Below are 24005 nucleotides of genomic sequence, written 5' to 3' on the forward strand. Positions count from 1 at the left end.
GTCGCGGTGCGGGGGCTCGTCGCGCGGGGGCGGAGGGTCAGCCGTCCCCTCCGAGCCCTGCGCCCCTCGCCGGCCGTCCTCCTCAGGCGGCCGCCTCGGTGGTCCACAGCCGGTCCTCGGCGTACGCCATCGCCGCCGACTCGAACTGGATGGCGATGTGCGTGGCGGAGGTGTTGATGTCCCGCCAGTAGCGCTGCAACGGCTGGTCGTCGCCGAAGTTGGTGGTGCCGCCCGCCTGCGCCAGGCGGTTGACCGCCTGGGCCAGCATCTCCACCGCCAGCGCGGTGTCCCGCAGGTTCCGCCGGGCGTCCAGCGGCGCCACGTCCGCGCCGAGGTCGGCGACCTCCGCGCACCGCTCCAGCAGCAGCCGCGCCGCGTCCGTCTCGCCGGCCGAGCGGGCCAGCGTCTGCGCGAGCCCGTTCCGCGTCGGTCCCGGGGCGTTCGGCCGCAGCGCGGCGGCGCGCGCCTTGACCTTCGCGTAGGAGGTCCACAGCGCCAGCGCGCCCTCGGCGGCGCCCAGCAGCGGCGTGGCGAACGACAGGCCGTTGGCCGCCTCCAGCGGCACCCGGTTGCAGGCCGCGGTCGAGTCGACCGGGCGGCCGGCGATCAGGTCCAGTCGGTCGAAGGTGCGCGCCTCGGGCACGAAGAGGTCCTGCACGACGACGGTGTGGCTGCCGGTGGCCCGCATCCCGATGCTCTGCCAGGTGTCGACGACCTCGTAGGAGGAACTCGGCACGGCCAGCACGCGGGCGCCGCCGCCGTCGGGCAGCATGCCGCACAGCAGCGCCCAGTCGGCGTAGGCCACGGCGCTGATGTACGGCCAGCGGCCCGACAGGGTGTACCCGCCGGGGACGGGGGTGGCCTTGCCGAACGGTGACAGGGAGCCGACGACCAGCGTGTCCGGCCCGTCGGACCAGATCTCGCGGTACCCGGCGGCGGGCAGGAAGCCCGCCATGCGGGCCAGGTTGGCGGCGAGCGAGGCGCACCAGGCGGTGGCGGGGCAGGCCGCGCCCAGCGCCGCCACGGCCTGGGTCAGCTCCGCGAAGGTGCCCTCCGCGCCGCCGCACTCGCGGGGCACGAAGTGGCGGGCGAAGCCCGCCGAGACCAGGGACTTCGCGACGTCCGGATCGAGCCGGCGCTGTTCCTCCGCGCGCTGCGCGGCCTCGGCCGCCTGCGCGATGAGCTCGTCGGTAACCAGCATGGGTGCGCCTCCCTCACTCCTCGGCCGTGCCGAGGTACCTCCACCGGCCGTCCCGCGCCGGTCATGACCTCGCGTTGTGGCCCCAAGCCTCACCCGGGGCGCTGGAAGTGCGCTGGAGACGACCTCGTGTGGGTGCTGGCGCGGCGGGCGGCGCGACCTATCCTTCACGCCATGCCCCCCGCTCCCGCCGAGCGTGCCGACGCCGCCCGCAACCGCCGCAGGATCCTCGACGCGGCGGCGCGGCTCGTGGCGTCCTCGGGTGCGGCGCGGCTGTCGCTGGACGACGTGGCGCGCGCCGCGGACGTCGGGGTCGGCACGGTCTACCGCCGCTTCGGCGACCGGGCGGGCCTGGTCTTCGCGCTGCTGGAGGAGCGCGAGCGGGTCTTCCGGCGGGAGGTCACGGCGGGGCCGCCGCCGCTCGGCCCGGGGGCGCCGGCCGCCGAGCGGCTGCGGGCCTTCCTGCACGGCCTGGTGGACCTCGTCGTCGAGGAGCGGGAGCTGCTGCTGCTGGCCGAGGCCAGCTCGCCCGCGTCCCGCTACGTCAGCGCGCCGTACGCCGCGCAGCACGCGCACGTGGCGCGGCTGGTGGGCGAGGTGGACCCGTCGGCGGACGCGGAGTGCGTGGCGGACCTGCTGCTCGCCCCGTTCACCCCGAGCCTCCTCGACCACCTCACCCGGACGCGGGGCCTGGACGTGGCGCGGGTCAGGGCGGGCCTGGACGCGGTGCTCCGCGGCGTCCTGCCCGGCCCGACGCGCGGCTGACGCGCCGTCTGCTCCCCGTACCTCGCGCGGTGTTCGCGCCGGGCTCAGGCGGTCGAGTACGGCACGAGTGGGGCGCTTGTCTCCACGACTAGCGTCCGCCTAGTCTCGGGCCCAGGCCCATCCGGAGAGTTCTCCGCTTTGCCTGTCGAGAGGAACACACCATGGCTTCTGTCCAGTTCGACCCCGCCCCCACCACCCCCGACGAGACGGACGCGGGTGCCTACAACCTGCCGGTCATCCACGAGTTCCGGAACAACGGCGGAAAGGTCGGCGGCCCCTTCGAGGGCGCGCCGATGATCCTCATCACCACCAGGGGAGCGAAGAGCGGGAAGGTGCGCACCAACCCCACCCTCTTCTTCCCCCTCGGCGACGACCGCATCCTGGTCGTCGCGAGCAACGGCGGTGCCGACACCCACCCGGCCTGGTACCACAACGTGAAGGTCAACCCGCAGGTCACCGTGGAGACCGGCGAGGAGACCTACGAGGCGACGGCCACCATGGTGGAGACCGACAGCGCCGAGCGCGACAGCCTCTTCACCCAGGCCGCGGCCCAGGTCCCCGCCTACAACGACTACCAGTCGAAGACCGAACGGAAGATCCCCGTCGTCATCCTGAAGCGGAAGGGCTGACCGATGCGCTACACGCTGCTTGGCAAGACCGGCCTGCGGATATCCCAGCTGGCGCTCGGCACGATGACGTTCGCGGACGAGTGGAAGATCCCTGACGAGACCCGCGCCGCGATCTTCAACCGCTACGCCGAGGCCGGCGGCAACATCATTGACACTGCCAACGAGTACGGCCGGGGCTCGGCCGAGACGGTCCTGGGCAAGCTGCTCGCCGGCCGCCGCGACGAGTTCGTCATGACGACGAAGTACACGATGCAGATGCGCCCCGGCGACCCCAACTCGGCCGGCAACCACCGCAAGAACCTGGTGCGTTCCGTCGAGGACAGCCTGCGGCGCCTGGGCACCGACTACCTCGACGTGCTGTGGGTCCACGCCCGCGACACGCTCACCCCCGTGCCGGAGGTGATGCGGGCCCTGGACGACGTGGTCCGCTCGGGGAAGGTGCTCTACGTGGGCGTCTCCGACTGGCCGGCGTGGGAGGTGGCCCAGGCCAACACCCTGGCCGAGCTGCGCGGCTGGAGCGCCTTCGCGGGCCTCCAGATCCGGTACAACCTGCTGGAGCGCACCCCGGAGCGCGAGCTGCTGCCGATGTCCCACGCCTTCGACCTGCCGGTGTTCGCCTGGGGCGCGCTCGCCGACGGGCGGCTGACCGGCAAGTACCTGCGGGGCGAGGCCGGCCGGCTGGACTACGTGCCGTGGAGCCAGGGCACGACGGGCCCGGGCGACGACGTGGTCGAGGAGACCGTGAAGGCGGCCGAGGTCGCCGGCTGCACGCCCGCCCAGGCCGCCCTGGCGTGGCTGCTGTCGCGGCCGGGCACGGTGGTGCCGATCTTCGGCGCCACCCGCGAGGAGCAGGTCGTGGACAACGTGGCCGCCACCGAGGTGGTCCTGGCGGACGAGTCGCTGGCCCGGATGAACGAGGTCAGCCGCGTCGAGCCCGGCTTCCCCCACGACTTCCTGCGCTTCCCGGCGATGACGCAGGCCATCTACGGCGACGCGTACCAGAAGATCGACGACCGCCGCACCACGGTCCGGCGCGTCCCGGCCGACGACCAGTACGCGGTCTGACCCGGCGCGGTCCGTCCTCCCCGCACGACCGCGGCGCCGCGACTCCGCGGCGCCGCAACGTCGTAGCACGGCAGGACCGCACGACGGCAGGACCGCGGCACAGCAGCACGGCAGGACCGCACGACAGCACGACAGCACGACAACCGCACAGCACCACACCGCGACACACTCGGGGCGGTGGAGCCTTCCGAAAGGCTCCACCGCCCCGAGTGCCTGCCCCCGCGCGGCGTGGTCTACGTCGGTGTCGGCGTCACTTCAGCTTCAGGTCGTACTTGGCGATGATCTTCTCCGGCTTCACCCGGACGACCACGCCACCGGGAATCGTGAAGCGCTTGGAGAACTTCTCCTCGGCCGCCTTGCCGTGGTACCGGCCGCCGATCTTCGCCGTCCAGAAGCGCAGCTCCTCCACGTCCTCGCTCACCGTGGCGCGGCCGCGGACCAGCACGAAGGAGATGGGCGGCTCGTCCTGGTCCCACAGCAGCGCGATCCGGCCGTCCCGCACCAGCGAGCGGCCCTTCACGCTCTCCTTCTGGCAGGTGTAGACGATCTCGTCGCCGTCCAGGTACGTCCCGACCGGCACCACGTGGGGGCTGCCGTCCTTGCGGACGACGGCGGCCTTCGCGGTCCTGGGCGGGTCGGACATGATGAACTCGCGCCACCATCCCTCGGGCGCGTCGTCGTAGGCCGGCGGCTTGTCGAACGCGGGCTCGGTCATCGTTGGCTCCTTCTCACGGGTCGTTCTCACGGTCGTTCTCAGGTCGTTCTCAGGTCGTTCGGCTCGTTCGGCTCGTTCGGGTGGCTCGGGCCGTTCGACAAAAGGGGGGCGTGCCGTCGGTGCGGGGGTGTCACGGGGAGACGCGGCGCCAGTTCAGCTCCCGCCGCGGGCGGCGGCCCCCCACGGGGAGCACCGCCGCGCCGCGCAACGTCAGGAGCGTCCCGTCCTCGCTCAGGAGGGGGGTGCGGGACTGCTTGGTGCCCACCATCGGGGGGTGGGCGCTGACGAGGACCTCGTGGATGACCTCGTCGCCGTTCAGGTGCCAGCGGCCCGCGTAGCCCATGTAGGACTCCTGCGTGGCCGCGGACCCCGTGGGCGCCATGCTCACCGAGACGTGGCCGTCGGCGGTGTAGATCAGCAGGCCGTCGGGGGCGTCACCGAGCGGCCCCGCCACCATCCGGCCCGACTCGTCCTCCTGGGTGTAGGACACCATCCGCCACACCCCGATGAGCGCGTCCGGTTCGGGAGCGGGGCGCGCGGTCATGCGGTCTTCCTGCTGGCGACCCGCAGGCTGCCGACGCGGAACTCGGCGCCCTGGCCGAAGAGACGGCTTGCGTCCCTGCTCTCCTCGTCCACGAAGACGGCCTCCTTCGGCTCGCCGGCGGCCGGGTCGTAGTACGTGGAGTGCTTCGGCGCCGACAGCCGCACCAGGCCCTTGCCCGTCGGCCAGCTGCCGTCCATCAGGGTCAGTAGGCCGAGGCCGGCGTTGATCTGCCGGGGCCGGACCGTGACCTCCTCGCCGCCCTCGTCGAGGGTGGCGGTGGTCCGCGCGAGGCGGTGGCCGAGGTTGTCGACGCGGAAGCGCTCCGAGCCGTCGATCAGCCAGCGCACGACGCCCGCGGCGCGGTCGTAGGCGATGGTGCACAGGTGCTCGTCGGTGGGGCGACGCTGCGTCAGGGCCACCGTGTGCGCGAACGAGGCGTAGTTCCCGAGCTCCGCCCGCTTGAACGTCGGCCGCCCGTACCAGGCGTAGACGTGCTTGTTGGTGAGGACGAAGTCGAAGGAGATCGACAGCTCGGGGTCGGTCGTCATCAGCATCGGCGAGGCCAGCCGCAGGTCGTCCTCCGGGTCGGCCACGGCGTCGCCGAACGGGTGCCCGGCGGTGCCGTAGGTGCGGCCGGTGAGCATCGTCTCGAAGGACAGCTCGTAGCCCTCGTGGGCGTCGAAGCCGGGGAAGCCCGCGGAGGAGACGTGGCTGGTGTACGCGATCCACTTGGCGTGGTCGCCCGAGCCCGGCGCGCCGATGGGGTTCTCCGGCGGCAGGGTCTGCCGGAACGCCGGCTCACCGGTCTTCGGGTTCTTCGCGCTTGCGACCACCGACAGCTCGCCGGGCTTCGCGGTGACGATCCCGTCGTCCGCGCTGTAGGGCCCGGCCTCGATCTGGAACCAGCGGGCGTCCTCGCCCTTGGCGTGGAAGCCGCCCGCGAAGTCGTCCCAGACGATGTCGTAGGCGCTCTGGCGTATCTCCGGCTTGCGCCGGGTGACGGTGCTCATCGCTGTCCTCCTCCCACCAGGGCGCCCTCCATGACCGTCGCGACGACCTCGGGGAAGGAGTCGACGACGGTGGCGGCGCCCGCCTTGGTCAGTTCCGCCGCGGAGGCGACCCCGTAGGAGACGCCGATCACGGTCATGCCGGCGGCGGTGCCCATGCCGGCGTCGGGGAGCCCGTCGCCGACGACGACGCACTCGGCCGGGGTCAGGCCCAGCTGCTTCGCCACGTGCAGGGCCATGTCGGGGTTGGGCTTGCCGCGCTCGACGCTGTCGTCGCCGGCGACGGCCGTCAGCAGGCCGTCGATGCCGGTGAGCTTGGCCAGGGCGTTGGCGGCCTTCTCCACCTTCGAGGTGGCCAGCGCCAGCTTGTACCCGGCGGCGGCCAGCTTCGACAGGCCCTCGGCGACGCCGGGGTAGAGCAGGTTCGGCCCCGAGGCCTTCACGTAGGCGCCGAACTGCTTGCCGTAGTCCTCGGCCGCGGCCAGGACCCGGGCGTCGTGGGGCTCCAGGCCCATGAAGCCGGCCAGCACCTTCGGCAGCGGCTGGCCCACGGTGGCGCGGATCGCGTCCTCGTCCACGCTGTGGCCGGCGGAGGCCAGGACCTTCGCGGTGATGGTGGCGATGGCCTGCGGGGTGTCGGCGAGGGTGCCGTCGACGTCGAAGATGACGCCCTTCGTCGTGGTCGCCATCACCGCTCCGCCTGGACCGCGCTGAGGGCCACCGCGAACGCGCCGGCCACGCCGGCCGTGTTCAGGTTGAGCGAGCGGCCGGCCTTCGGCAGGGCGCCGCCCGACGCCTTCGCGAGCGTCTTCAGCATGAAGGGGCTGACGGCGTTGCCGACCACGCCCGCCTTCTCGGCCTGCTCCATCGCGCTGGCGATGGCCGCCTCGACCATCTCGCCGTCGAGCGCGTCCTCCTCGGGGATCGGGGCGGTCAGCAGCACCGTGCTGGGACCGTTGACCTCCCAGTGCGAGGCGGTGGCGCGCGCGGCGGTGCGCAGGTCGTCCACCCGGGTCACGGGCACGTCGACCTCGCGGACGACGAAGCCGGGCAGCTTGTCCGTGCGGTATCCGAAGACGGGGACGCCCGCGGTCTCCAGGTACTCGGCCGTCAGCTTGAGGTCCAGGATGCTCTTGGCACCGCCGGAGACCACGACGACCTTGTTGCGCCGGAACTGGAGCAGGTCGGGGGAGATGTCGAAGGTGTCCTGACCGCCGCGGTGCACGCCACCGATGCCCGCGGTGCTGAAGACCTGGATACCGGCCCGCTCGGCGATCACGATCGTGCCGGCCACGGTGGTGGCCCCGAGGCCACCGCCGGCCAGCGCGTACCCGATGTCGCGGGCGCTGATCTTCGGAATGCCCTTGGTCGCGGCGAACTGCGCGATGACCGGGTCGCTCATGCCGACGACCAACTTGCCGTTGGCGATGCCGATGGTGGCCGGCACGGCCCCGGCGTCGCGCACCGCCTTCTCGATCAGCGAGGCCGTCTCGGAGGAGGGGTCGTTGGTGATCAGCGACGATTCGAGGGCCACCACGGGACGCCCCTCGGCGAGCGCGGTGGCGATCTCCTCACTGACCTCGAGCAACGGGTCGGGCTGTCGTGCCATGTCGGGTGTCCTCTCCGCGGTGACGGGTGAAGGCTTCGTACCGGCCAGCCTCGCGACCGCCTCTCGAAGCCCGGTCGAGCAACCGTCGAAGGTGCCGGCCCCGACCCACCCGCCCCACCGTGCCCACGGCTTTCCGAGGTCGCGTCGAGTCAGACTCAGGGACGCCCCGCCACGCTGCCTGTCGAAACCACAACAACACCGGGAGGACACATGTCCATCGGCAGGACGAGAAGGCGACTCGGCGTCGTCTGCGCGGCCGGCGTCGCCATGGCGGCCCTGCTGCCGAGCGCGGGCGCCGCGTCGGCGTCGTCGCCGGCCGGCAAGGGCCACGGCTGGGGCTGGGGCTGGGGCGGTCGGGGGGAGGTGATCTTCTCGGACTCGTTCGACGGCGAGTTCGGCGGCGGAGTGCCGGGCGAGTGGCGTCTGTTCGAGAACAACGCCGAGTTCCCCCTGGGTGACGGCATCATCTCCACCGACGGTGGGGAGCTGTCGGTGGTGCCGATGGGCACCAACCCGGAGACCGGCGAGCCCGCCTTCTCCTATACCGAGGCCCAGCAGGACGACGGCGGCCTCGGCGCGTCCGACCACCTGAAGTGGGTGACCTTCCCCGACCAGTGGACGGAGGAGGGCCACGCGGGCTTCACCATCCCCGAGGGCGGCTCCGTCGCCTGTGAGACGCGGATGTCGGCCGTCTCCTACGGCGTCGAGGACCACCCCTTCGGTGACGCCGTCTCCGACGCGGGCAGCGACCCGAGGCTCGCCGGCGGCACCATGATCACCGGTGACTTCGAGTCGGGCGTGCTGGCCAGCTTCCTGATCACCAACGAGCGTGTCTGGGCGATCTACGAGCGGCTGCGCCTGGGTCAGGAGCACGCCGGATACAGCTTCGCCATCCCCGTCGCGCGGACCTCGCCCGGCCGGGAGCACGAGCTGGAGATCCGTTACGACCGCGGTGGTGACCGGATCAACTGGATCGTCGACGGCTGGAAGCGGCTCGCGACCGACGACATCGGCACGCACGCCTTCGACCGTGACTACATGCTGCTGGACGCCGGCGGTGTCGAGCAGGAGACCTCTGTCGACCAGTTCACCTGTGGCATGGGCATCGGCACCTCGCTGGACAGTGCCGAGCCGGGCAACCCCGACGGCACCGGCCTGGTGAAGCTGGACTCCACGGAGAACTTCTACTTCGACCCGCGTGAGGGCCAGCCCGCCCTCCAGCAGTTCGTTGACAACGAGAGCCTGCCCGAGAACCGCCTCTGGGGCCAGGGGACCGAGATCAACGTCGACTGGTACCGCGTGACCCGTCGCGACTGACGTCGCCCGGCACACGACACCACGTCGTGGGGCCCACCCCCTGGGGGGTGGGCCCCTTTCTCGTGCTCTGTTCTTCTTCTGTGGGCTTCTTCTCCGTGGGCTGTTCCTCTGTGGGTCCTGCCCTGCTGGGTGGCTCTCGTGCGTTCGTGACCGACGGGGGTATGTCTCTCAGCGGAGGTCGAGGGAGAGCTCCCGGCCGCCGGGCACCGTCTCGGAGACCCGGGGCGGGCTGCCGCCCAGCACCAGCTGGTGCAGCCGCTTGAGGCGGACCGACGGCTCCACGCCCAACTCGCTCACGAGCGTGCTGCGCAGCCGCTGGTAGACCTCGAGTGCCCGCCACGTGTGCCCCGAGCGGTAGAGCGCGATCATCAACTGGGCACACAGGTTCTCGTTCAACGGGTGCTCCGCGGCGAGCATGCGCAGCTCGCCGAGGAGCTCGGCATGCCGACCGAGCCGGAGGTCCGCCTCGATGCGCAGCTCCAGGGCATGGGTCCTGGCCTCGTCCATGCCGAGGCTCTCGGTCTCCAGGATCCGGCCTCGGGGAACGTCAACCAGCGCCGGACCGCGCCACAGGTCCAACGCCCTGCCCAACACGTCCGAGGCCCGGCCCGCCTCGCCGGCCTCCAGCGCGGCGCTGCCCTCGGCCGTCATCCGACGGAAGGTCGTCAGGTCGTTGCTGGAGACCGAACCGGCGAGCTGGTACCCGCCGAACCGGGTGGCGAGGATCTCCTTGGCCGACGGCAGCGAGCCGTCAGGAAGCGCGGCCGAGATCCTTCGTCTGAGCTGGAGGATGTACGTCTGCAGGGTGGTCTGGGCGCTGCGGGGTATGCGGCTTCCCCAGATCTCCTCCATGAGGGTAGGGACCGGAACGATCCGTCCGGCCCGCAGTGCGAGCAGTGCGAGAATCTGTCGTGGTTTCCCCGCACTCGGCACGATCGGCGTGCCGTGCAGATGAATGTTAAGCGGCCCCAATACTTCGATGTCCATCCTCGGACCTCCACATCGGTATTGCCGTCTCCGGGAGGATGGCACGGCCCCTCCTGTCAGGCCCAGTGAGCCCCGCACGGGAGGGCGTATGAATTTCTCATGTGCGTTCCTGATCATCCGTGGAGGTGACGGAAAGTACTTGAAAGCGGGAATAAAACTCCGTCGAATGGTCGATCCGATGAAGAATAGATGTCCCGTGTTTGATGGCCCGGGAATGGTGGAAGGATGGAATTTACTCTATCGCCGAGCTCGCGTCGGTCCAACTCCGCACCGCGTCCAGCAGTTCGGCCTGGCGCTCGACAGCCGGGTCGGGCGCCGCCGCCGAGGCCGCGGCGCGCGCGAAGGCCGTCAGCGTGTTGTGGACCTGGTCGTCCGGGGCGAGCGCCAGCTCCTCGGTCTGCCCGCCGCGCGTCACCCGCACCTGGGGACGGAGGTCGGCGGGCGGCGTGTACGCGCGGGAGACGGTGATCCGCCCCTCGGTGCCGCGCAGTTCGTACGTCGCGTCGTAGGCGTTGTCCATGCCCCACGTCAGCTGCGCCGTCACCCCGTCGGGGCGGCCGAGCAGCGCCGCGCCCCAGGTGTCCACCTCCCGGCCGGCGCCGGTCACCAGCCGGGCGGCGTCGACCGTCAGCTCGGGGCCGAGGAGGTGCAGGGCGGCACGGAGCGGGTACACCCCGACGTCCGTGAGGGCGCCGCCGCCGAGCGCGCGGCGGAACCGTATGTCCTCCGCGGGCGGTGACGGGATCGTGAAGGTGGCGTGGAACGAGCGCAGGGTGCCGACGGCGCCGGCCGCCAGCTGGTCGAGGACCGCGCGGTGTTGGGCGTGGTGGACGAACATGACGTTCTCCACCAGCGCCAGCCCCCGCCGGCGGGCCAGCGCGCACAGGGCGCGTGTCCGCCCGGCGTCGAGCGTCAACGGCTTCTCCGCGAGCACGTGTTTGCCGGCCTCCAGCGCGGCCTCCACCCACGGGGCGTGGAGCGCCGCCGGCACGGGCACGTAGACGGCGTCGACGTCCTCTTCGGCCAGCACCCCCTCGTAGCCCGTGGCCGGCCGGCAGCCGAAGCGGGCGGCGACCTCCTTCGCGCGGGCGGCGTCGCGGCTGGCGACGACCTCGACGCGCAGCTCGGGGTGGGCGTCGATCGCGGGCAGCATGCGGCGCAGCGCAATCTCCGCGCAGCCCAGCAGCCCGATCCGCAACGGGGTCGCTGCCATCTCCTGCTCCTAACTCCGGTCGCGCGCCCGCGCCGGCACGGGCGCGGGCGCGTGCCCTGGCGCGGGCATCGGCGCCGGCGCCGGCACCGGCGCGGGGTGGTGCTCGGTGGAAAGCGCTGGTGTGAGGGCCGTCTACGCGTCGTCGGCCGTGGCGTTGAGACAGGCCAACAGCGTACGGGCCTGCACGTTGACGTAGTGGCCGTGGCGGACGAGGGAGGTGAGCTGCCCCGGGGTGACCCAGCGGAAGCCGGGCGGCGGGTCGAGCGGCGCCTCGTCCTCGTCGGCCTCGACGAGCAGGTACCGGCTCTCCGCGTTCAGGAAGCGGCCGCCCTCCTCGGCGTGGACGGCCTCGTACCGGATCCGGCTCCGCGGCGCGGCGAGGACCAGGTCGAGGAAGGGCGGGCGCCGATCGCCCGTGAGGTGGGCGAAGTTGTGGGGCGTGTACTGCACGGTCGGGCCGAGCTCCACGGTGTCGAGGAAGCCGCCCTCGACGCGGGCGTGGGCCAGCACGTGCCGCACCCCGTCGAAGCGCCGGGTCAGGAACGCGGCGACGCCCTGGGCCACCGGCTCGAACAGCGGCTGCGACCAGCCGGTCACCTCGCGGTTCGCGGCCCGCACGGAGACCGCGACGACGCGGAAGTACCGGCCCTCCTCGTGCTCGACGGCGTACGGCCCGCGCCGCCAGCCGGCGGTCTTCGCCAGCGGGACGCGCTCGGTGTGGACGTCGTGGCGCGCGCGCTCGGCGGTGAACCAGGAGAGCAGTTCGGTGTCCGAGTGGAGGGCGCGCGGGTCGGGATCGGCCAGCGGCATGCAGGACAGCACGGTGCGGGCGTCCATGTTGATCGTGTTGGAGTGCCGCAGCAGCTCGTTGATCTGGCCGAGCGTCAGCCAGCAGAAGCCGTCCAGCAGCGGCACCTCGCCGACGGCCTCCACCAGCATGTTCCTGTTGGACTTGTGCAGGAACCACGAGCCGTGCTCCGACTGGAGGGTGTCGGCCAGGACACGGCCGCGGTCGGGCCGGACGAAGTAGTCGATGTACTTCACGTCGGCGCCGCGGTGGACCCTGGTGTAGTTGCTGCGGGTGGCCTGCACGGTGGGGGAGAGCTGGACCAGGTTGGGGTTGCCCGGCTCCATCTTGGCCTGCATCAGGAAGTGCGGGACGCCGTCGAACTCCTTGACCAGGATGCCGAGGATGCCGACCTCGGGCTGGCGGATGATCGGCTGCTCCCAGAGCGGGAAGACGCCCTGCTCGTGGGTGACCCGCAGGCCCTCGACGGTGAAGAACCGGCCGCTGGCGTGCTTCAGGTCGCCGGTCTCGGTGTCGAAGGACCAGCCGCCCAGCTCCTCGAAGGGGATCGGGTCGACGCGGAAGTCGCCGCTGGTGCGCAGCTCCTCCAGCCAGCCGAGCAGGTCCTTGGGCCCCGGGGTCGCGGCGGTCGGCGTGGCGGCGGAACGGGCCAGGCGGGCCGCGAGGCCCTCGTCGGCCCGCGGGCGCAGCCGTGGGCCGACCGCGGCGGCGGGCGCGTCGGTGGCGGCCGCGGTGGCGGTGGCGGCCGTGGCGGCGGTGGGGGCGGTCACGAGTTGGCCTCCACGAACTCGCGGACGGAGGCGACGACGTAGTCGAGCATCTCCTCGGTCAGCGCCGGGTAGCAGCCGACCCAGAAGGTGTGCTCGGTGACCAGGTCGCTGTTGGTCAGGTCGCCCACGACCCGGTGCGGCTGGTCGACGTAGGCCGGCTGCCGCGTCAGGTTCCCCGCGAACAGGCGCCGGGTGCCGATCTTCCGGTCCTCCAGGAAGCGCACCAGCGCGGCGCGGGTGAAGGGCGCGTCCGGCTCGACCGTGATGATGAAGCCGAACCAGCTGGGGTCACTGCGGGGCGTGGCCTCCGGCAGCAGGATGTGGGGCGTGCCGTCCAGGCCCTCGCGCAGCCGCCGCCAGTTGCGGCGGCGGGCGGCGCCGAACTCGTCGAGCCGGGCCAGCTGCGTCAGTCCGAGCGCGGCCTGGAGGTCGGTCGCCTTCAGGTTGTACCCGACGTGGGAGAAGATGTACTTGTGGTCGTAGCCGTGGGGGAGCTTGCCCATCTGGTAGTCGAAGCGCTTGAGGCAGGTGTTGTTCTTGCCCGGCTCGCACCAGCAGTCCCGGCCCCAGTCACGCAGTGACTCCACCACGCGCGCCAGCTTCAGGTTCGAGGTGAGCACGCAGCCGCCCTCGCCCATCGTGATGTGGTGGGCGGGGTAGAAGCTGGTGGTGGTGAGGTCGCCGAAGCTGCCGGTGGGGCGGCCGTCGTAGAAGGTGCCGACGGCGTCGCAGTTGTCCTCCACGAAGAACATCCCGTGGTCCTTGGCCAGCTGCGCGACCTCGGCGACCTCGAAGGGGTTCCCCAGCGCGTGGGCGATCATGATCGCCCGCGTCTTCGGGCCGATCGCGGCGGCCACCCGCTCGGCGGTGGTGTTGTAGGTGCCGAGTTCGATGTCGACGAAGACCGGCACCATGTTGTTCTGGAGGATCGGGTTGACCGTGGTCGGGAAGCCGGCGGCGACGGTGATGACCTCGTCGCCCGGGCGCAGCCGCCTCTCCCCCAGCACGTGCGAGGTCAGGGCCGTGAGCGCCAGGAGGTTGGCGGAGGAGCCCGAGTTCGTCAGGTGCGCCTTGCGGCGCTTCAGGCGGCGGGCGAAGGCCGACTCGAACTTCCTGGCGCTCGGTCCCGCGGCGATCCGCATGTCGAGGGCCGCCTCGACGACCGCCGCGCGGTCGTCCTCGTCCAGCGTCGCGCCGGACGGCCAGATCTCGGTGACGCCGGGCACGAAACGCCCGTCGCCCTGCACCTCGCGGTGGTACTTGCGTACGCCGTCGAGGATCAGCGCCTTCTGCTCGTCGGTCTCGGGCATCTCGCCAGGCTTCCTTTCGGCCGTTCCGGCAGACTTCGCGGACTGGGTCACGTGGCGTCCCGACGGTTCAGGATCGCCTTCCACCACTCGGGGTGGTCCTGGTACCAGGCGACGGTCTCGGCCAGACCGCGGCTGAACGGGATGCGCGGCGCGTACCCGAGCTCCTCGCGGATCTTGTCGTCGATCATCGAGTACCGCAGGTCGTGGGCCTTGCGGTCGGGGACGAAGCGGATCATGGAGTGGTCCATGCCGCACAGTTCGAGGAGCAGCTCGGTGAGCGCGAGGTTGGTGTACTCGTTGCCGCCGCCGATGTTGTAGACCTCGCCGGCGCGGCCCTTCTCCAGCACCAGGTGGATGCCGCGGCAGTGGTCGTCGACGTGGAGCCACTCGCGGCGGTTCAACCCGTTGCCGTAGAGCGGCACCGGCTCGCCGTCCAGCAGGTTGGTGACGAAGCGCGGGATCAGCTTCTCCGGGTGCTGGTACGGGCCGTAGTTGTTGGAGCAGCGGGTGACGGAGAGGTTCACGTCGTAGGTGCGCCAGTAGGAGCGCGCGATCATCTCCGCGGCGGCCTTGGAGGCGGCGTAGGGGCTGTTGGGGGCCAGCGGCCACTCCTCGGTCCACGAGCCGGACTCGATGGAGCCGTAGACCTCGTCGGTGGAGACGTAGACGACGCGCTCGACGCGGGAGCGCAGCGCGGCCTCCAACACGGCCTGGGTGCCGGCGACGTTGGTCTCGACGAAGTCGCCCGCCGCGTCCAGCGAGCGGTCGACGTGGGACTCGGCCGCGAAGTGGACGACCGCGTCGTGGCCGGGGAAGATCTCCAGCAACAGCGGCAGGTCGCAGATGTCGCCCTCGACGAACGTCATCCGCGGGTGCTCGTCGGGCAGGTTGTCGCGGCTGCCCGCGTAGGTCAGCTTGTCCAGGACGGTGACCTGGGCGTCGGACGTGCCCGGGTAGCCGCCCGCGAGGAGCGTGCGCACGTAGTGGGAGCCGATGAAGCCGGCGCCGCCGGTGACGAGGATTCTCATGCCGCGACCTCCACCCTGCTGTGGTCCCCGACCACCAGGCGGTGGCTGCGGCCGGGGCCTTGCGACTGGTCGACGGTGGCGGAACGGCCGATGACCGAGCCGTAGAGGCTCTCCACGTCCGTGACGCTGGCGCCGTCGAGTGTGATCGAGTACTCCACCCGGGCGCGGCGCAGGACGCACTCGCGGCCGATGGCGGTGTGGGGGCCGACGTGGCTGTCCTCCACCAGGCTGCCGGCGCCGATCAGCGCCGGGCCCTCGATGCGGCTGCGCACCACGCGGGCGCCGGGCTCGACGACGACCTCGCCGACCAGCTCGCTCGCCGCGTCGACGGTGTCCTCGGCGACGGTGCGGCGCAGGCCCTCCAGCAGCCAGCGGTTGCACTCCAGCACGTCCTCGACGCGGCCGGTGTCCTTCCAGTAGCCGGTGTACTCGCTGGCGCGGACCGTCTCGCCGCGCTCGACGAGCCACTGGACGGCGTCGGTGATCTCCAGCTCGCCGCGCGCGCTCGGCTCGATCGCGGCGACCGCCTCGTGGATGGCGGCGGTGAAGAAGTAGACGCCGATCAGGGCGAGGTCGCTGCGGGGCTCGCGGGGCTTCTCCACCAGGCGCAGCACGGTGCCGTCGTCGGCCAGTTCGGCGACGCCGAACGAGGTCGGGTCGGCGACCTTCTGGACGACGAGCTGGGCCGCCGGCCGCGTCGCGGCGAACTCCTCGCCGATCCTGGTCACGCCGCCGATCAGCATGTTGTCGCCCAGGTACATCACGAAGTCGTCGTCGCCGAGGAAGTCCCGGGCGATGGCCACGGCGTGCGCCAGGCCCCGGGGCTTGTCCTGCGGCAGGTAGGTGATGCTGACCCCGAACCGCGAGCCGTCCCCCAGCACCTCGGCGATCTCACTGCCGCGGTCGCCGACGACGATGCCGATCTCGGTGATGCCGAGGCCGCGTACGGCCTGAAGGACGTGGACCAGGACCGGCTGGTTGGCGACCGGGATGAGTTGTTTGGGCATCGAGTGACTGAACGGCCTCAGGCGGGTGCCCGCGCCGCCCGACAACACCAGAGCCTTCATCGAGGGTTCTCTCCTCATGGGGATGGACTGCGTTTCGGCCCCTTCACCCATCGAGCGTGGGCGGATTGGCTGGAGGGCAACTCGAATCGAGCCGGACTTGGAGAACCCGCCGGGAAGCGGTGCTTCCCGGCGGGTTCTGGGTGGTTCTCGCGCGGATCGCGCCGGCCGGAGCGGCCCTTTCCGGCGGCTACGAGACGGGCTGCCAGGCCGTGAGGAGTCCCGCCTTCGCGGCCTCGGCGGCGGTCGGCGCGGTGGCGTCCTTCTTCGAGACCATCGGCGGCTCGGTGTACCCCCACGGCAGCGCGAGGTCCGGGTCGAAGGGGTTGATGTCGACCTGGGTGCCCGGCACGTGGGCGGAGGAGAGCACGTAGCAGATGGTCGCGTCGTCCGTGAGCGTGAGGAAGCCGTGGCCGACGCCCTCGGGCACGTAGACGCAGGTGCCCTGCTCGGGGGTGAGGAGGTTGACGTCGTACGCGCCGTACGTCGGCGAGCCGAGGCGCAGGTCGACGACGATGTCCCGCAGGGCGCCGCGCACGCAGGTGACGTACTTCGCCTGCCCCGGCGGGACGGTGACGCTGTGGATGCCGCGCAGCGTGTTCCGTCGGGACACGGAGAAGTTGATCTGCCGTGCCGCGAAGGCGGTGCCGACCGCCCGCGACAGCTCCTCGGTGCGGAGCGCCTCGAAGAAGCTGCCCCGCTCGTCCAGGATCTGCCGCGGCTCGAAGCGGAAGGCGCCGGGCACCGCCAGTTCGCTGATCAGCACCGCGTCGTCACCTCGCCCCGCGGTGGCGCGCGGTCAGCCTCTCCAGGACGGGCACGACCTCGTTCGGGGTCGGGGTGTCGAGCATCTCGTCGTAGAGGGCGTCGGCGCCCCGCTGGAAGGAGGGGTCCTCCAGCAGGCGCGTCAGCTGCTTCTGCACGTCCTGCGCGGTGTAGCCGCCGGTGCCCATCGACAGGCCGGCGCCGCGCCGGATGAGGTAGTCCGCCACCGCCACGCCGTCGCCGCCCTCCTCGGGCGTGATCAGCTGCGGCACCCCGTAGGCGGAGGCGATCGAGAAGGTGCCGAAGCTCCCGTGGTGCACGATCGCCGAGCAGGTGGGCAGCAGCATGTCCAGCGGTATGTAGTCGATGGTGCGGACGTTCGACGGGATGCTCCTGGCCTGGGAGAGCTGGCTCTCGTCGAGCGTGGCGACGAGCTCGATGTCCATGTCGGCGACCATCTCGACGAGTTCGGCGATGTGGAAGCCGGCCATCTCGGCGAACATCTTCCTGACCGTGACGCCGAGCGTGAGGCAGACCCGGGGCCGCTCGGGAGCGCCGTGGAGCCAGTCGGGCACGCTGGCGGCGCCGGTGTACGGCAGCTGGCGCAGCGGCAGGTACCGCACCTCGTCGGTCAGCCGCATGCGCTCGGGCATCAGGTCGATGCTCCACTGGCCGAGCAGCAGCTCCTCGTCGAAGGTCTCGCCGTGCGCCTGGAGCACGGGGGCCATGGCCTCCGCCATCGGGTCGGGCGCCCCCGGGGCACGGTGGGCGCTGGACCGGATCCAGCCGAAGTAGTCCAGGCCCCACAGCAGTCGGGCGTGGGCGGCGCCCGCGGCGCGGGCGGCCAGCGGGGAGGCGAAGCACAGCGGGTCCCACAGGACCAGGTCCGGCTTCCACGCCTTGGCGAACGCGATCAGTTCGTTGGTGAAGGAGGGCTCGTCAGCGTCGGGCTCGGCGGGGTAGTAGAGGGAGAAGCCGGCCAGCATGTAGTAACGGGTGACGTTGCCCCGGTTGCCCGGGTCGCCCGGCTCGATGTTCAGGGTCTCCATGACCCTGTCGAGCCGCGTGTCGGCGGCGCACTTCATCACGGCGCCCATGATGTCGATGTCCTCGCCGAGCGGGACCGACAGCAGGCCGGCGGCGTGGATCTCGTCCGCCACGGCCGGGTGGCTGGCGACGCGCACCTCGTGACCGGCGCTCAGCATGGCCCGCGCGAGCGGGACCACGGGATTGAGGTGTGCTGCTCCAGGAAAGATCGTGAACAGGACGCGCACGGGGACTCCCTTCGGACGGGTCAGCCTTCTTCAAGCCTGCTCGGGCCCGCTCGGGGCCCGCTCGGGTCGTGAGTGACGCTCAGCGGGCCCTCACGTCGATGCGGCCCATCTGGCCTTCGGCGGAGTGGCCGAGCTGGTGACAGTGGTAGACATACTCGCCGGGGTAGTCGCCCCATGTCATGGCGATCCTCACGCTCTCGCCCGGCGCGAGGCCCACGGTGTCCTTCCAGCCGGACTCCTCGGGGCCGACCGGCGCCCCGTTGCGCTCCAGCACGCGGAACTGCACCAGGTGGGTGTGGAAGGTGTGGTGGACCATGAAGTCGGGCGGCGGCAGCTGGGGGTCCCCGTTGGTGATGGTCCAGATCTCCTCGGTGCCCACGGTGGTGACCACGTCGGCCCGCTCGGGGTCGTACTGCTTGCCGTTGATCTGCGGCGCGGGGATGAGGGTCAGCGTGAAGTCGCGTTCGACGGCCCGCCGCGAGGGGCGCGCCGGGGGCACGTTCGCCAGGCGCCGCGGCACCCAGGTGGGGTCGAAGGCGTGGCGGACCACGTCGAGGCGGAGCACCTCGGGACGCTCGGTGGGGGCGGCCGCGGTGTTCTCCAGAACGATCGACTCGCCGACGCGGTAGCGCGAGAAGTCGACGACGATCTCGGCCCGTTCGCCGGCGCCCAGCCGGATCTCGTCCCGCTCCAGCGGCTCGGCGAGCAGCCCGCCGTCGCTGGCGATCTGCTGGAACGTCGCGCCGTCGGCGAAGCGCAGCGAGACGTACCGGCCAATCGAGGTGTTGTACAGGCGCAGCCGGTAGGAGCGGGCCGCGACCTCGAAGTACGGGCGCTCCTTGCCGTTGACCAGCATGTGCGGGCACAGGTCGGGGCGGGAGAGGGAGAGCGTGCCGTCCTGCTCGACGCGGGCGTCCTGGAACATGAGCGGCACGTCGTACGCGCCTCCCGGCAGCGGGAGGAGGGACTCCCGGGTGTCGCTCAGGATGTAGGCGCCGTACATGCCGCGGTAGACGTTCTCCGCCTCCACGTGGTGGGCGTGGTCGTGGTACCACAGCGGCGCCGCCACCTGGGAGTTCGGGTAGCGGTAGGTGCGGGAGGTGCCGGGGGCGACGACGTCCATGGGCAGGCCGTCGTGCTCGGAGGGCACGTGGCCGCCGTGGAGGTGGACCGCGGCGTTGACGTCCAGGCCGTTGTGGTGGTGAACGATCGTCTCCCGGCCGCGGAAGGCGCGGATGGTCGGTCCCGGGAAGGTGCCGCCGTAGGTGCGCACGGGCGTCGACAGGCCCGCGACGAGCTCTCGTCTGACCTGACGCATCGCCAGCGTGTAGGTGTCCGACCAGAGCGTGGAGCGTCTGGGCTGGAGTACCGGGGGCACCGGCATCGCCAGCGCGAACGGTGCGGAGGTGGCTGGCGGCGGCGGCTCGTCGCCCTCGGCGGCGGTCTGGTGATGGCCGTGGTGGCCCGCGTGGCCGGTGGGGTCGTTGGTGCCGGCGTCGGCTGCGGCGCCCGCGGCGTCGTCGGCGGCGGCCTGGGTGGCGGGCAGCATGGCGGCGGCGCCACCGACCGCGGTGACCTTGAGGAATGTCCTGCGATTCGGTGTCACGGCCGTGACGCTAGGGGCGTCTGCTCGACCGTGACTTGACGAGGGCTAGGGCACGGCGGCCCCGGCGCATGGATTCCGCCAAGTCCTTCATGTCGTCTTGTCGTTCTACCGACACCTGAAGGTAGGCTCCGCATCGGCAGGGAACGGAAGGGTAAACATGTTTGCTTTGTAAACAAACTAGTCGGGGCGACACCAGCGTGTGACTGAGTCAACGTGTGTGCAAGGGGGAGTACGTGGCGTACGTTGGGGATCGCATAGAAGGCGATCCGGGCACCGATTTCTACCAAACCGAGACGGATGTGGGATTCCGCGGCGTCCAGCCCCGGTTGGCACTGACCATGTCAGCCGCGGTGCACACCGGATGCGCCGTCATGTCCGGCCTGACCCTCGTTCACTGGAACGGCCCGGCCGTGGAGTTCGCCAGCGCGGCGACGCTGCTGGTGCTCTGCGTCGCGCTGCACCTCTTCCACTGCAACCCGTTCACGGTGCGGCAGCGCGACCGCTACGGCATCTGGACGCTGATCCTGATGACGGCGGTGGTCTACGCGCCGCTCCCACCCATGCCCGGCGTCCTCTGGGGCGGCCTGGGCGGGTTCCTCGCCGGCTCGATCCTCGTCGTGCTCCGCGGCTCCCTGATCGGCTGGGCGCTGTACGTGATCAACGCCGCCGTGATCTTCGGCATGGCCCTGGCACGGCTGCCGGCGGCGGAGGCGGTCTCCGCCTCCGTGGGCACCCTGGTGGCGGGCCTGATCGTCTTCGGCCTGACCAAGCTGAGCGACATGGCCGTCCAGGAGCAGCGCAGCCGCGACGAGGCCGCGTGGGTGGCGATCTCCAAGGAGCGGCTTCGCTTCGCGCGGGACCTCCACGACCTCCTCGGCTACAGTCTTTCGGCCATCACGCTGAAGAACGAGCTCACCTACCGCCTGGTCGGGCACAACGACGACCGGGCGCGCGAGGAGCTGGCGGAGACGCTGCGGATCGCCCGGCAGGCGCTGGCCGACGTGCGCGCCGTCGTCAGCGGATACCGCGCGATGTCGCTGGCCAGCGAGCTGCGGTCGGTCATCGGCGTGCTGCACGCGGCGGGCGTGGACGTCACGGTTGACGGCGAGGCCGACGACCTCGACGCGCGCAGCAGCACCATGCTCGCGATCGTGCTGCGCGAGGCCGTCACGAACCTCCTGCGGCACAGCTCGGCCACCCGGTGCCGCATCGTGCTCAGCCGCCACCGCGGCCGGGTGCGGCTGTCGGTGGTCAACGACGGCGTCTCCGACGACCAGATCAGCGCCGTGGCGCGGCGCCGCGGCAGCGGGCTCGACAGCCTCGCCAGCCGCATGGCCTCCGTCCGTGGCACGTTGACCACCGTGGTGGACCGGGGATGGTTCCACCTGCGGGCGGAGTGCCAGCCGGACGCCGACGCCGCTCCGGTGGCGACACCGATGCCGGTCGCGGAGGACGCGCTGGCGCCGAGGTCGCCGTCGTCGTCGAGGGCGTCGTCGTCGAGGGCGTCGACGTCGAGGGCGTCGACGTCGAACGCGTCGTCGTCGAACGCGAAGGCGCCGGCCTCCTCGCCGGGGCCCGCCTCCGGGTCGTCGCCGGAGTCGGCCGCGGGCACGGTCCCCGCCTCCGCCCCGGCGGAGACGCCGGAGCGGACCGAGCCGTCGAAGCGGACCGAGGCGTCGGAGCGGGCGGAGAAGGCGGGCAAGGCGCCGGCCCCGGTGGGCTTCGCCCCGACGACGGACCGCTCCGCCGTGCGGAACGCGACCAACACGACGGAGCTGCCCAGGACGAGGAGCCTCACGAACGTGGCGGACCTCGCCAAGGCCACCGACCTCGTCAAGGCGGCCGACATCGCGAAGGTCGCGGGCGTGACCAGGGCCTCCGACGCCGTCGAGACGGCGGACGCGGCCGACCTGAACCCGACGAACCTCTTAGATGATCCCTGCCGACCGCGCGATCCGTACCGCGTCGATCCGATTCCGAGCGCCCAGCTTGTGGACGATGGTCGTTAGGTAGTTCCGCACCGTGCCCAGACTCAGGTGGAGCTGCTTGGCGATCACCCGCACGTCCTCGCCGTCCGCCGCCAGCCGCAGCACGTCCACCTCGCGGGGCGTCAGCGGCTGCGTGTGACTGTCCCAGGCCGTCAGCGCCAGCTGCGGATCGATCACCCGCTGACCGGCCATGGCCTTGCGCACGGCCTCCGCCAGCTCCGTCGGCGGCGCGTCCTTCAACAGGTATCCGTCGACCCGCGCCGCCAACGCCCGCTGCATCGCGCCGGGGTTGCTCAGGCTGGTGAGGATCAGTATCCGGCACCCCGGCATCGTGCCGCGCAGCTCGGCCGCCGCCGTCAGGCCGTCGATCCCCGGCAGGTCGATGTCGATGATGGCCAGGTCGGGCCGGTACTCCAGCGCCGTCGGCACGATCTCCTCGCCGTTGCCGACCTCGGCGACGACGTCCAGATCGGGTTCGAGCTCCAGCAGCGCCACGAGGGCGCCCCGGATCATGTGCACATCCTCGGCGATCATCAGCCGGATCACGAAACAGCTCCCGTCATCGGGGTCAGAATAGTCCGGGGACCCAACGTCTGACTGTCGAAAGTGGTGGATCCGTCCTGACATCACAAGAGGCGTGACCAATCCGAGGGGGTCTCAAGTCCCCCTCCATCAACGGTCCATCGCCCCCGGCGAGGCTCGGTGCAGCGACAGCCCTGCCGCACGTACCGAAGCCGACACGGGAGTGGAGACGGCTCATGCGACAGTCCGTCAGTACCGCCGGGATCCGGAACAGCGCGATCCTCGGGGTCGGCGGCTACCGGCCGCGCCGGGTGGTCGACAACGACGAGATCTGCCAGCACATCGACTCGAGCGAGGAGTGGATCCTCACCCGCAGCGGCATCGTCGAGCGACGCTTCGCCGGCCCCGACGAGACGCTGCTGATGATGGCCACCACCGCGGCGGAGAAGGCCATGGCCCAGGCCGGCACGCCACCCGGCGACATCGACCTGGTGCTGGTGGCCTCCATCACCTACGTGGACCACACCCCGCCGCTGGCGGCCCGGGTCGCCCACGAACTCGGGGCCCACAGGGCCGGTGGCTTCGACCTCGGCGCCGCCTGCGCCGGGTTCTGCCACGGCCTGGCCGTCGCCTCCGACGCGGTCCGCGTGGGCAGCGCCGAGCGGGTGCTGGTCATCGCCTCCGAACGCCTCACCGACATCGTGGAACTCACCGACCGTTCCATCTCCTTCCTCTTCGCCGACGGGGCGGGCGCCGCCGTCGTCGGCCCCTCCGACCTCCCCGGCATCGGTCCCGTGGTCCGCCGCTCCAAGGGCGTGTACCACGAGGCGGCGCAGATGTCGGGCCCGTGGGCGCCGACCGGCGACCACCCGGGGCCCGCCCCCGGCGAACGCCCCTACCTGCGGGTGGACGGCCGCCGGATCTTCCGTTGGGCCGTCGACGAGATCCCGCCGGCGGCGCGGGAGGCGCTGGCAGCCGCGGACGTGCCGGTGGAGGAACTCGGCGCCTTCGTGCCGCACCAGGCCAACCTGCGGATCACCGAGCTGCTGGTGGAGCGGATCGGCCTCACCGAGCGCACCGCCATCGCCCGCGACATCGAGTACGCGGGCAACACCTCGGCCGCCTCCGTCCCGCTGGCCATGGAGACGCTGCTCACCACGGGACAGGTGGCCAGCGGCGACACCGCCCTGCTCGCCGGCTTCGGCGGAGGGCTGAACTTCGCGGCCCAGGTGGTGGTACTCCCGTGACCGCCGCGCGGGACGGCCACGCGACGACGTCGGCCGCTGCCACCGCCACCGCCACCGCCGCCGTGGCGCCACGCGACCCCGACGCCTTCCGCACCGCGATGGCGCGCTTCGCGGCCGGCGTCGTCGTCGTCACCACGCGCGACGCCGACGGCCAGCCGAAGGGCTTCACCGCCACGTCGTTCTGCTCCGTCTCCCTCGACCCACCGCTGATCCTGGTCTGCCTGGCGGAGACCTCCAGCTCCTTCCAGGCCTTCACCAGCTGCGACGACTTCGCCGTCAGCGTGCTGCACACCGGGCACACGGCGCTGGCCACGCGGTTCGCCACCACGGGGGCCGACAAGTTCCGCGCCGAGGACACCACGCACACCCCGCGGCTGCTGCCGGCCGTCGTGGGGGCACTGTCCACGCTGGAGTGCGAGGTCCACGACCGCCACCAGGCCGGGGACCACATGATCCTCGTGGGGGCGGTGACCTCCGTCCGCCTCGGCGACGCCGGTGACCCGCTCGTCTACCACGACCGCTCCTTCAGCCGCCTGCGCAGGCTGACCCGTCCGTGACGCGACGCCCTCGGCGC

Annotated in this window: 23 protein-coding genes; 7 read left to right on the forward strand and 16 right to left on the reverse strand. The window is 71.7% G+C overall.

The genetic code is table 11. The annotated features are described in order from the left end of the window. Positions 1-82 precede the first annotated feature (82 nt). Positions 83-1201 (reverse strand): acyl-CoA dehydrogenase family protein, encoded by a 1119-nt coding sequence (locus ACTWP5_RS30200; protein WP_443224355.1) that lies wholly within the window; start codon positions 1199-1201, stop codon positions 83-85. Positions 1202-1372: 171 nt separating this feature from the next. Here ACTWP5_RS30200 and ACTWP5_RS30205 point away from each other — a divergent pair, with 171 nt between their 5' ends. From ACTWP5_RS30205 to ACTWP5_RS30215, 3 genes are all read left to right on the forward strand, one after another. Beyond that, on the forward strand, positions 1373-1963 hold the full coding sequence (locus ACTWP5_RS30205) for a TetR/AcrR family transcriptional regulator (protein WP_443224356.1): 591 nt from the start codon (positions 1373-1375) through the stop codon (positions 1961-1963). A gap of 161 nt (positions 1964-2124) precedes the next feature. Then, the gene (locus ACTWP5_RS30210; RefSeq protein ID WP_443224357.1) at positions 2125-2592 is read left to right on the forward strand and encodes a nitroreductase family deazaflavin-dependent oxidoreductase; all 468 of its coding nucleotides are present in this window, start codon (positions 2125-2127) and stop codon (positions 2590-2592) included. Between the two features lie 3 nt (positions 2593-2595). Continuing rightward, positions 2596-3657 (forward strand): aldo/keto reductase, encoded by a 1062-nt coding sequence (locus ACTWP5_RS30215; RefSeq protein WP_443224358.1) that lies wholly within the window; start codon positions 2596-2598, stop codon positions 3655-3657. A gap of 250 nt (positions 3658-3907) precedes the next feature. Here the strand turns inward: ACTWP5_RS30215 and ACTWP5_RS30220 are convergent, their stop codons facing one another. The 5 genes from ACTWP5_RS30220 to ACTWP5_RS30240 form a co-directional block, all read right to left on the reverse strand. Further along, on the reverse strand, positions 3908-4372 hold the full coding sequence (locus tag ACTWP5_RS30220) for a PPOX class F420-dependent oxidoreductase (protein WP_443224359.1): 465 nt from the start codon (positions 4370-4372) through the stop codon (positions 3908-3910). Between the two features lie 130 nt (positions 4373-4502). Further along, entirely contained in the window at positions 4503-4916 is a 414-nt protein-coding gene (locus tag ACTWP5_RS30225; RefSeq protein ID WP_443224360.1) for a lipocalin-like domain-containing protein, read from the reverse strand. Further along, positions 4913-5926, reverse strand: coding sequence for a DUF6081 family protein (locus tag ACTWP5_RS30230; RefSeq protein ID WP_443224361.1), 1014 nt, complete (start codon positions 5924-5926; stop codon positions 4913-4915). The genes ACTWP5_RS30225 and ACTWP5_RS30230 overlap by 4 nt, the downstream gene beginning before the upstream one ends. Further along, a complete protein-coding gene (locus ACTWP5_RS30235; RefSeq protein ID WP_443224362.1) occupies positions 5923-6612 on the reverse strand; it encodes an HAD family hydrolase in 690 nt (229 codons plus the stop codon). The genes ACTWP5_RS30230 and ACTWP5_RS30235 overlap by 4 nt, the downstream gene beginning before the upstream one ends. Further along, positions 6612-7532 carry a pseudouridine-5'-phosphate glycosidase gene (locus ACTWP5_RS30240; RefSeq protein ID WP_443224363.1) on the reverse strand — a complete coding sequence of 307 codons (921 nt, stop codon included), beginning with the start codon at positions 7530-7532 and terminating at the stop codon, positions 6612-6614. Before ACTWP5_RS30240 ends, ACTWP5_RS30235 begins: the two co-directional genes overlap by 1 nt. Positions 7533-7742: 210 nt before the next feature. Between ACTWP5_RS30240 and ACTWP5_RS30245 the strand changes: the two genes are divergently transcribed. After that, positions 7743-8849, forward strand: coding sequence for a DUF6081 family protein (locus tag ACTWP5_RS30245; protein ID WP_443224364.1), 1107 nt, complete (start codon positions 7743-7745; stop codon positions 8847-8849). Between the two features lie 168 nt (positions 8850-9017). Here the strand turns inward: ACTWP5_RS30245 and ACTWP5_RS30250 are convergent, their stop codons facing one another. From ACTWP5_RS30250 to ACTWP5_RS30290, 9 genes are all read right to left on the reverse strand, one after another. After that, the gene (locus ACTWP5_RS30250) at positions 9018-9836 is read right to left on the reverse strand and encodes an AfsR/SARP family transcriptional regulator (protein WP_443224365.1); all 819 of its coding nucleotides are present in this window, start codon (positions 9834-9836) and stop codon (positions 9018-9020) included. 232 nt (positions 9837-10068) lie between these two features. Next, positions 10069-11049, reverse strand: coding sequence for a Gfo/Idh/MocA family protein (locus tag ACTWP5_RS30255; protein WP_443224366.1), 981 nt, complete (start codon positions 11047-11049; stop codon positions 10069-10071). 132 nt (positions 11050-11181) lie between these two features. Continuing rightward, positions 11182-12627 carry an NDP-hexose 2,3-dehydratase family protein gene (locus tag ACTWP5_RS30260; RefSeq protein ID WP_443224367.1) on the reverse strand — a complete coding sequence of 482 codons (1446 nt, stop codon included), beginning with the start codon at positions 12625-12627 and terminating at the stop codon, positions 11182-11184. Then, complete coding sequence (gene rfbH, locus ACTWP5_RS30265) at positions 12624-13937, reverse strand: lipopolysaccharide biosynthesis protein RfbH (RefSeq protein WP_443224368.1); 1314 nt, start codon at positions 13935-13937, stop codon at positions 12624-12626. The genes ACTWP5_RS30260 and rfbH overlap by 4 nt, the downstream gene beginning before the upstream one ends. A gap of 47 nt (positions 13938-13984) precedes the next feature. Continuing rightward, positions 13985-14965, reverse strand: a complete 981-nt coding sequence (gene rfbB, locus ACTWP5_RS30270) for a dTDP-glucose 4,6-dehydratase (RefSeq protein WP_443224369.1) — start codon at positions 14963-14965, stop codon at positions 13985-13987. Then, positions 14962-16032 (reverse strand): glucose-1-phosphate thymidylyltransferase, encoded by a 1071-nt coding sequence (locus ACTWP5_RS30275; RefSeq protein ID WP_443224370.1) that lies wholly within the window; start codon positions 16030-16032, stop codon positions 14962-14964. The genes rfbB and ACTWP5_RS30275 overlap by 4 nt, the downstream gene beginning before the upstream one ends. 187 nt (positions 16033-16219) lie before the next feature. Next, complete coding sequence (locus ACTWP5_RS30280) at positions 16220-16795, reverse strand: dTDP-4-dehydrorhamnose 3,5-epimerase family protein (RefSeq protein ID WP_443224371.1); 576 nt, start codon at positions 16793-16795, stop codon at positions 16220-16222. Between the two features lie 7 nt (positions 16796-16802). Beyond that, on the reverse strand, positions 16803-18068 hold the full coding sequence (locus tag ACTWP5_RS30285; RefSeq protein WP_443224372.1) for a nucleotide disphospho-sugar-binding domain-containing protein: 1266 nt from the start codon (positions 18066-18068) through the stop codon (positions 16803-16805). A 79-nt stretch (positions 18069-18147) separates the two neighbouring features. Continuing rightward, positions 18148-19674, reverse strand: coding sequence for a multicopper oxidase domain-containing protein (locus tag ACTWP5_RS30290; RefSeq protein WP_443224373.1), 1527 nt, complete (start codon positions 19672-19674; stop codon positions 18148-18150). Positions 19675-20012: 338 nt separating this feature from the next. On the opposite strand from ACTWP5_RS30290, the gene ACTWP5_RS30295 reads away from it, so the two are divergent. Then, a complete protein-coding gene (locus tag ACTWP5_RS30295; protein WP_443224374.1) occupies positions 20013-21683 on the forward strand; it encodes a sensor histidine kinase in 1671 nt (556 codons plus the stop codon). Here ACTWP5_RS30295 and ACTWP5_RS30300 read toward each other — a convergent pair. Next, positions 21603-22196, reverse strand: a complete 594-nt coding sequence (locus ACTWP5_RS30300) for a response regulator transcription factor (RefSeq protein WP_443224387.1) — start codon at positions 22194-22196, stop codon at positions 21603-21605. The genes ACTWP5_RS30295 and ACTWP5_RS30300 overlap by 81 nt on opposite strands. Positions 22197-22420: 224 nt before the next feature. Here ACTWP5_RS30300 and ACTWP5_RS30305 point away from each other — a divergent pair, with 224 nt between their 5' ends. Beyond that, positions 22421-23431, forward strand: a complete 1011-nt coding sequence (locus ACTWP5_RS30305) for a beta-ketoacyl-ACP synthase 3 (protein WP_443224375.1) — start codon at positions 22421-22423, stop codon at positions 23429-23431. Continuing rightward, complete coding sequence (locus tag ACTWP5_RS30310) at positions 23428-23988, forward strand: flavin reductase family protein (RefSeq protein ID WP_443224376.1); 561 nt, start codon at positions 23428-23430, stop codon at positions 23986-23988. The genes ACTWP5_RS30305 and ACTWP5_RS30310 overlap by 4 nt, the downstream gene beginning before the upstream one ends. The last annotated feature ends 17 nt before the right edge of the window (positions 23989-24005 follow it).

The sequence above is a fragment of the Streptomyces sp. 4N509B genome (assembly GCF_052245655.1).
GTDB lineage: Bacteria > Actinomycetota > Actinomycetes > Streptomycetales > Streptomycetaceae > Streptomyces.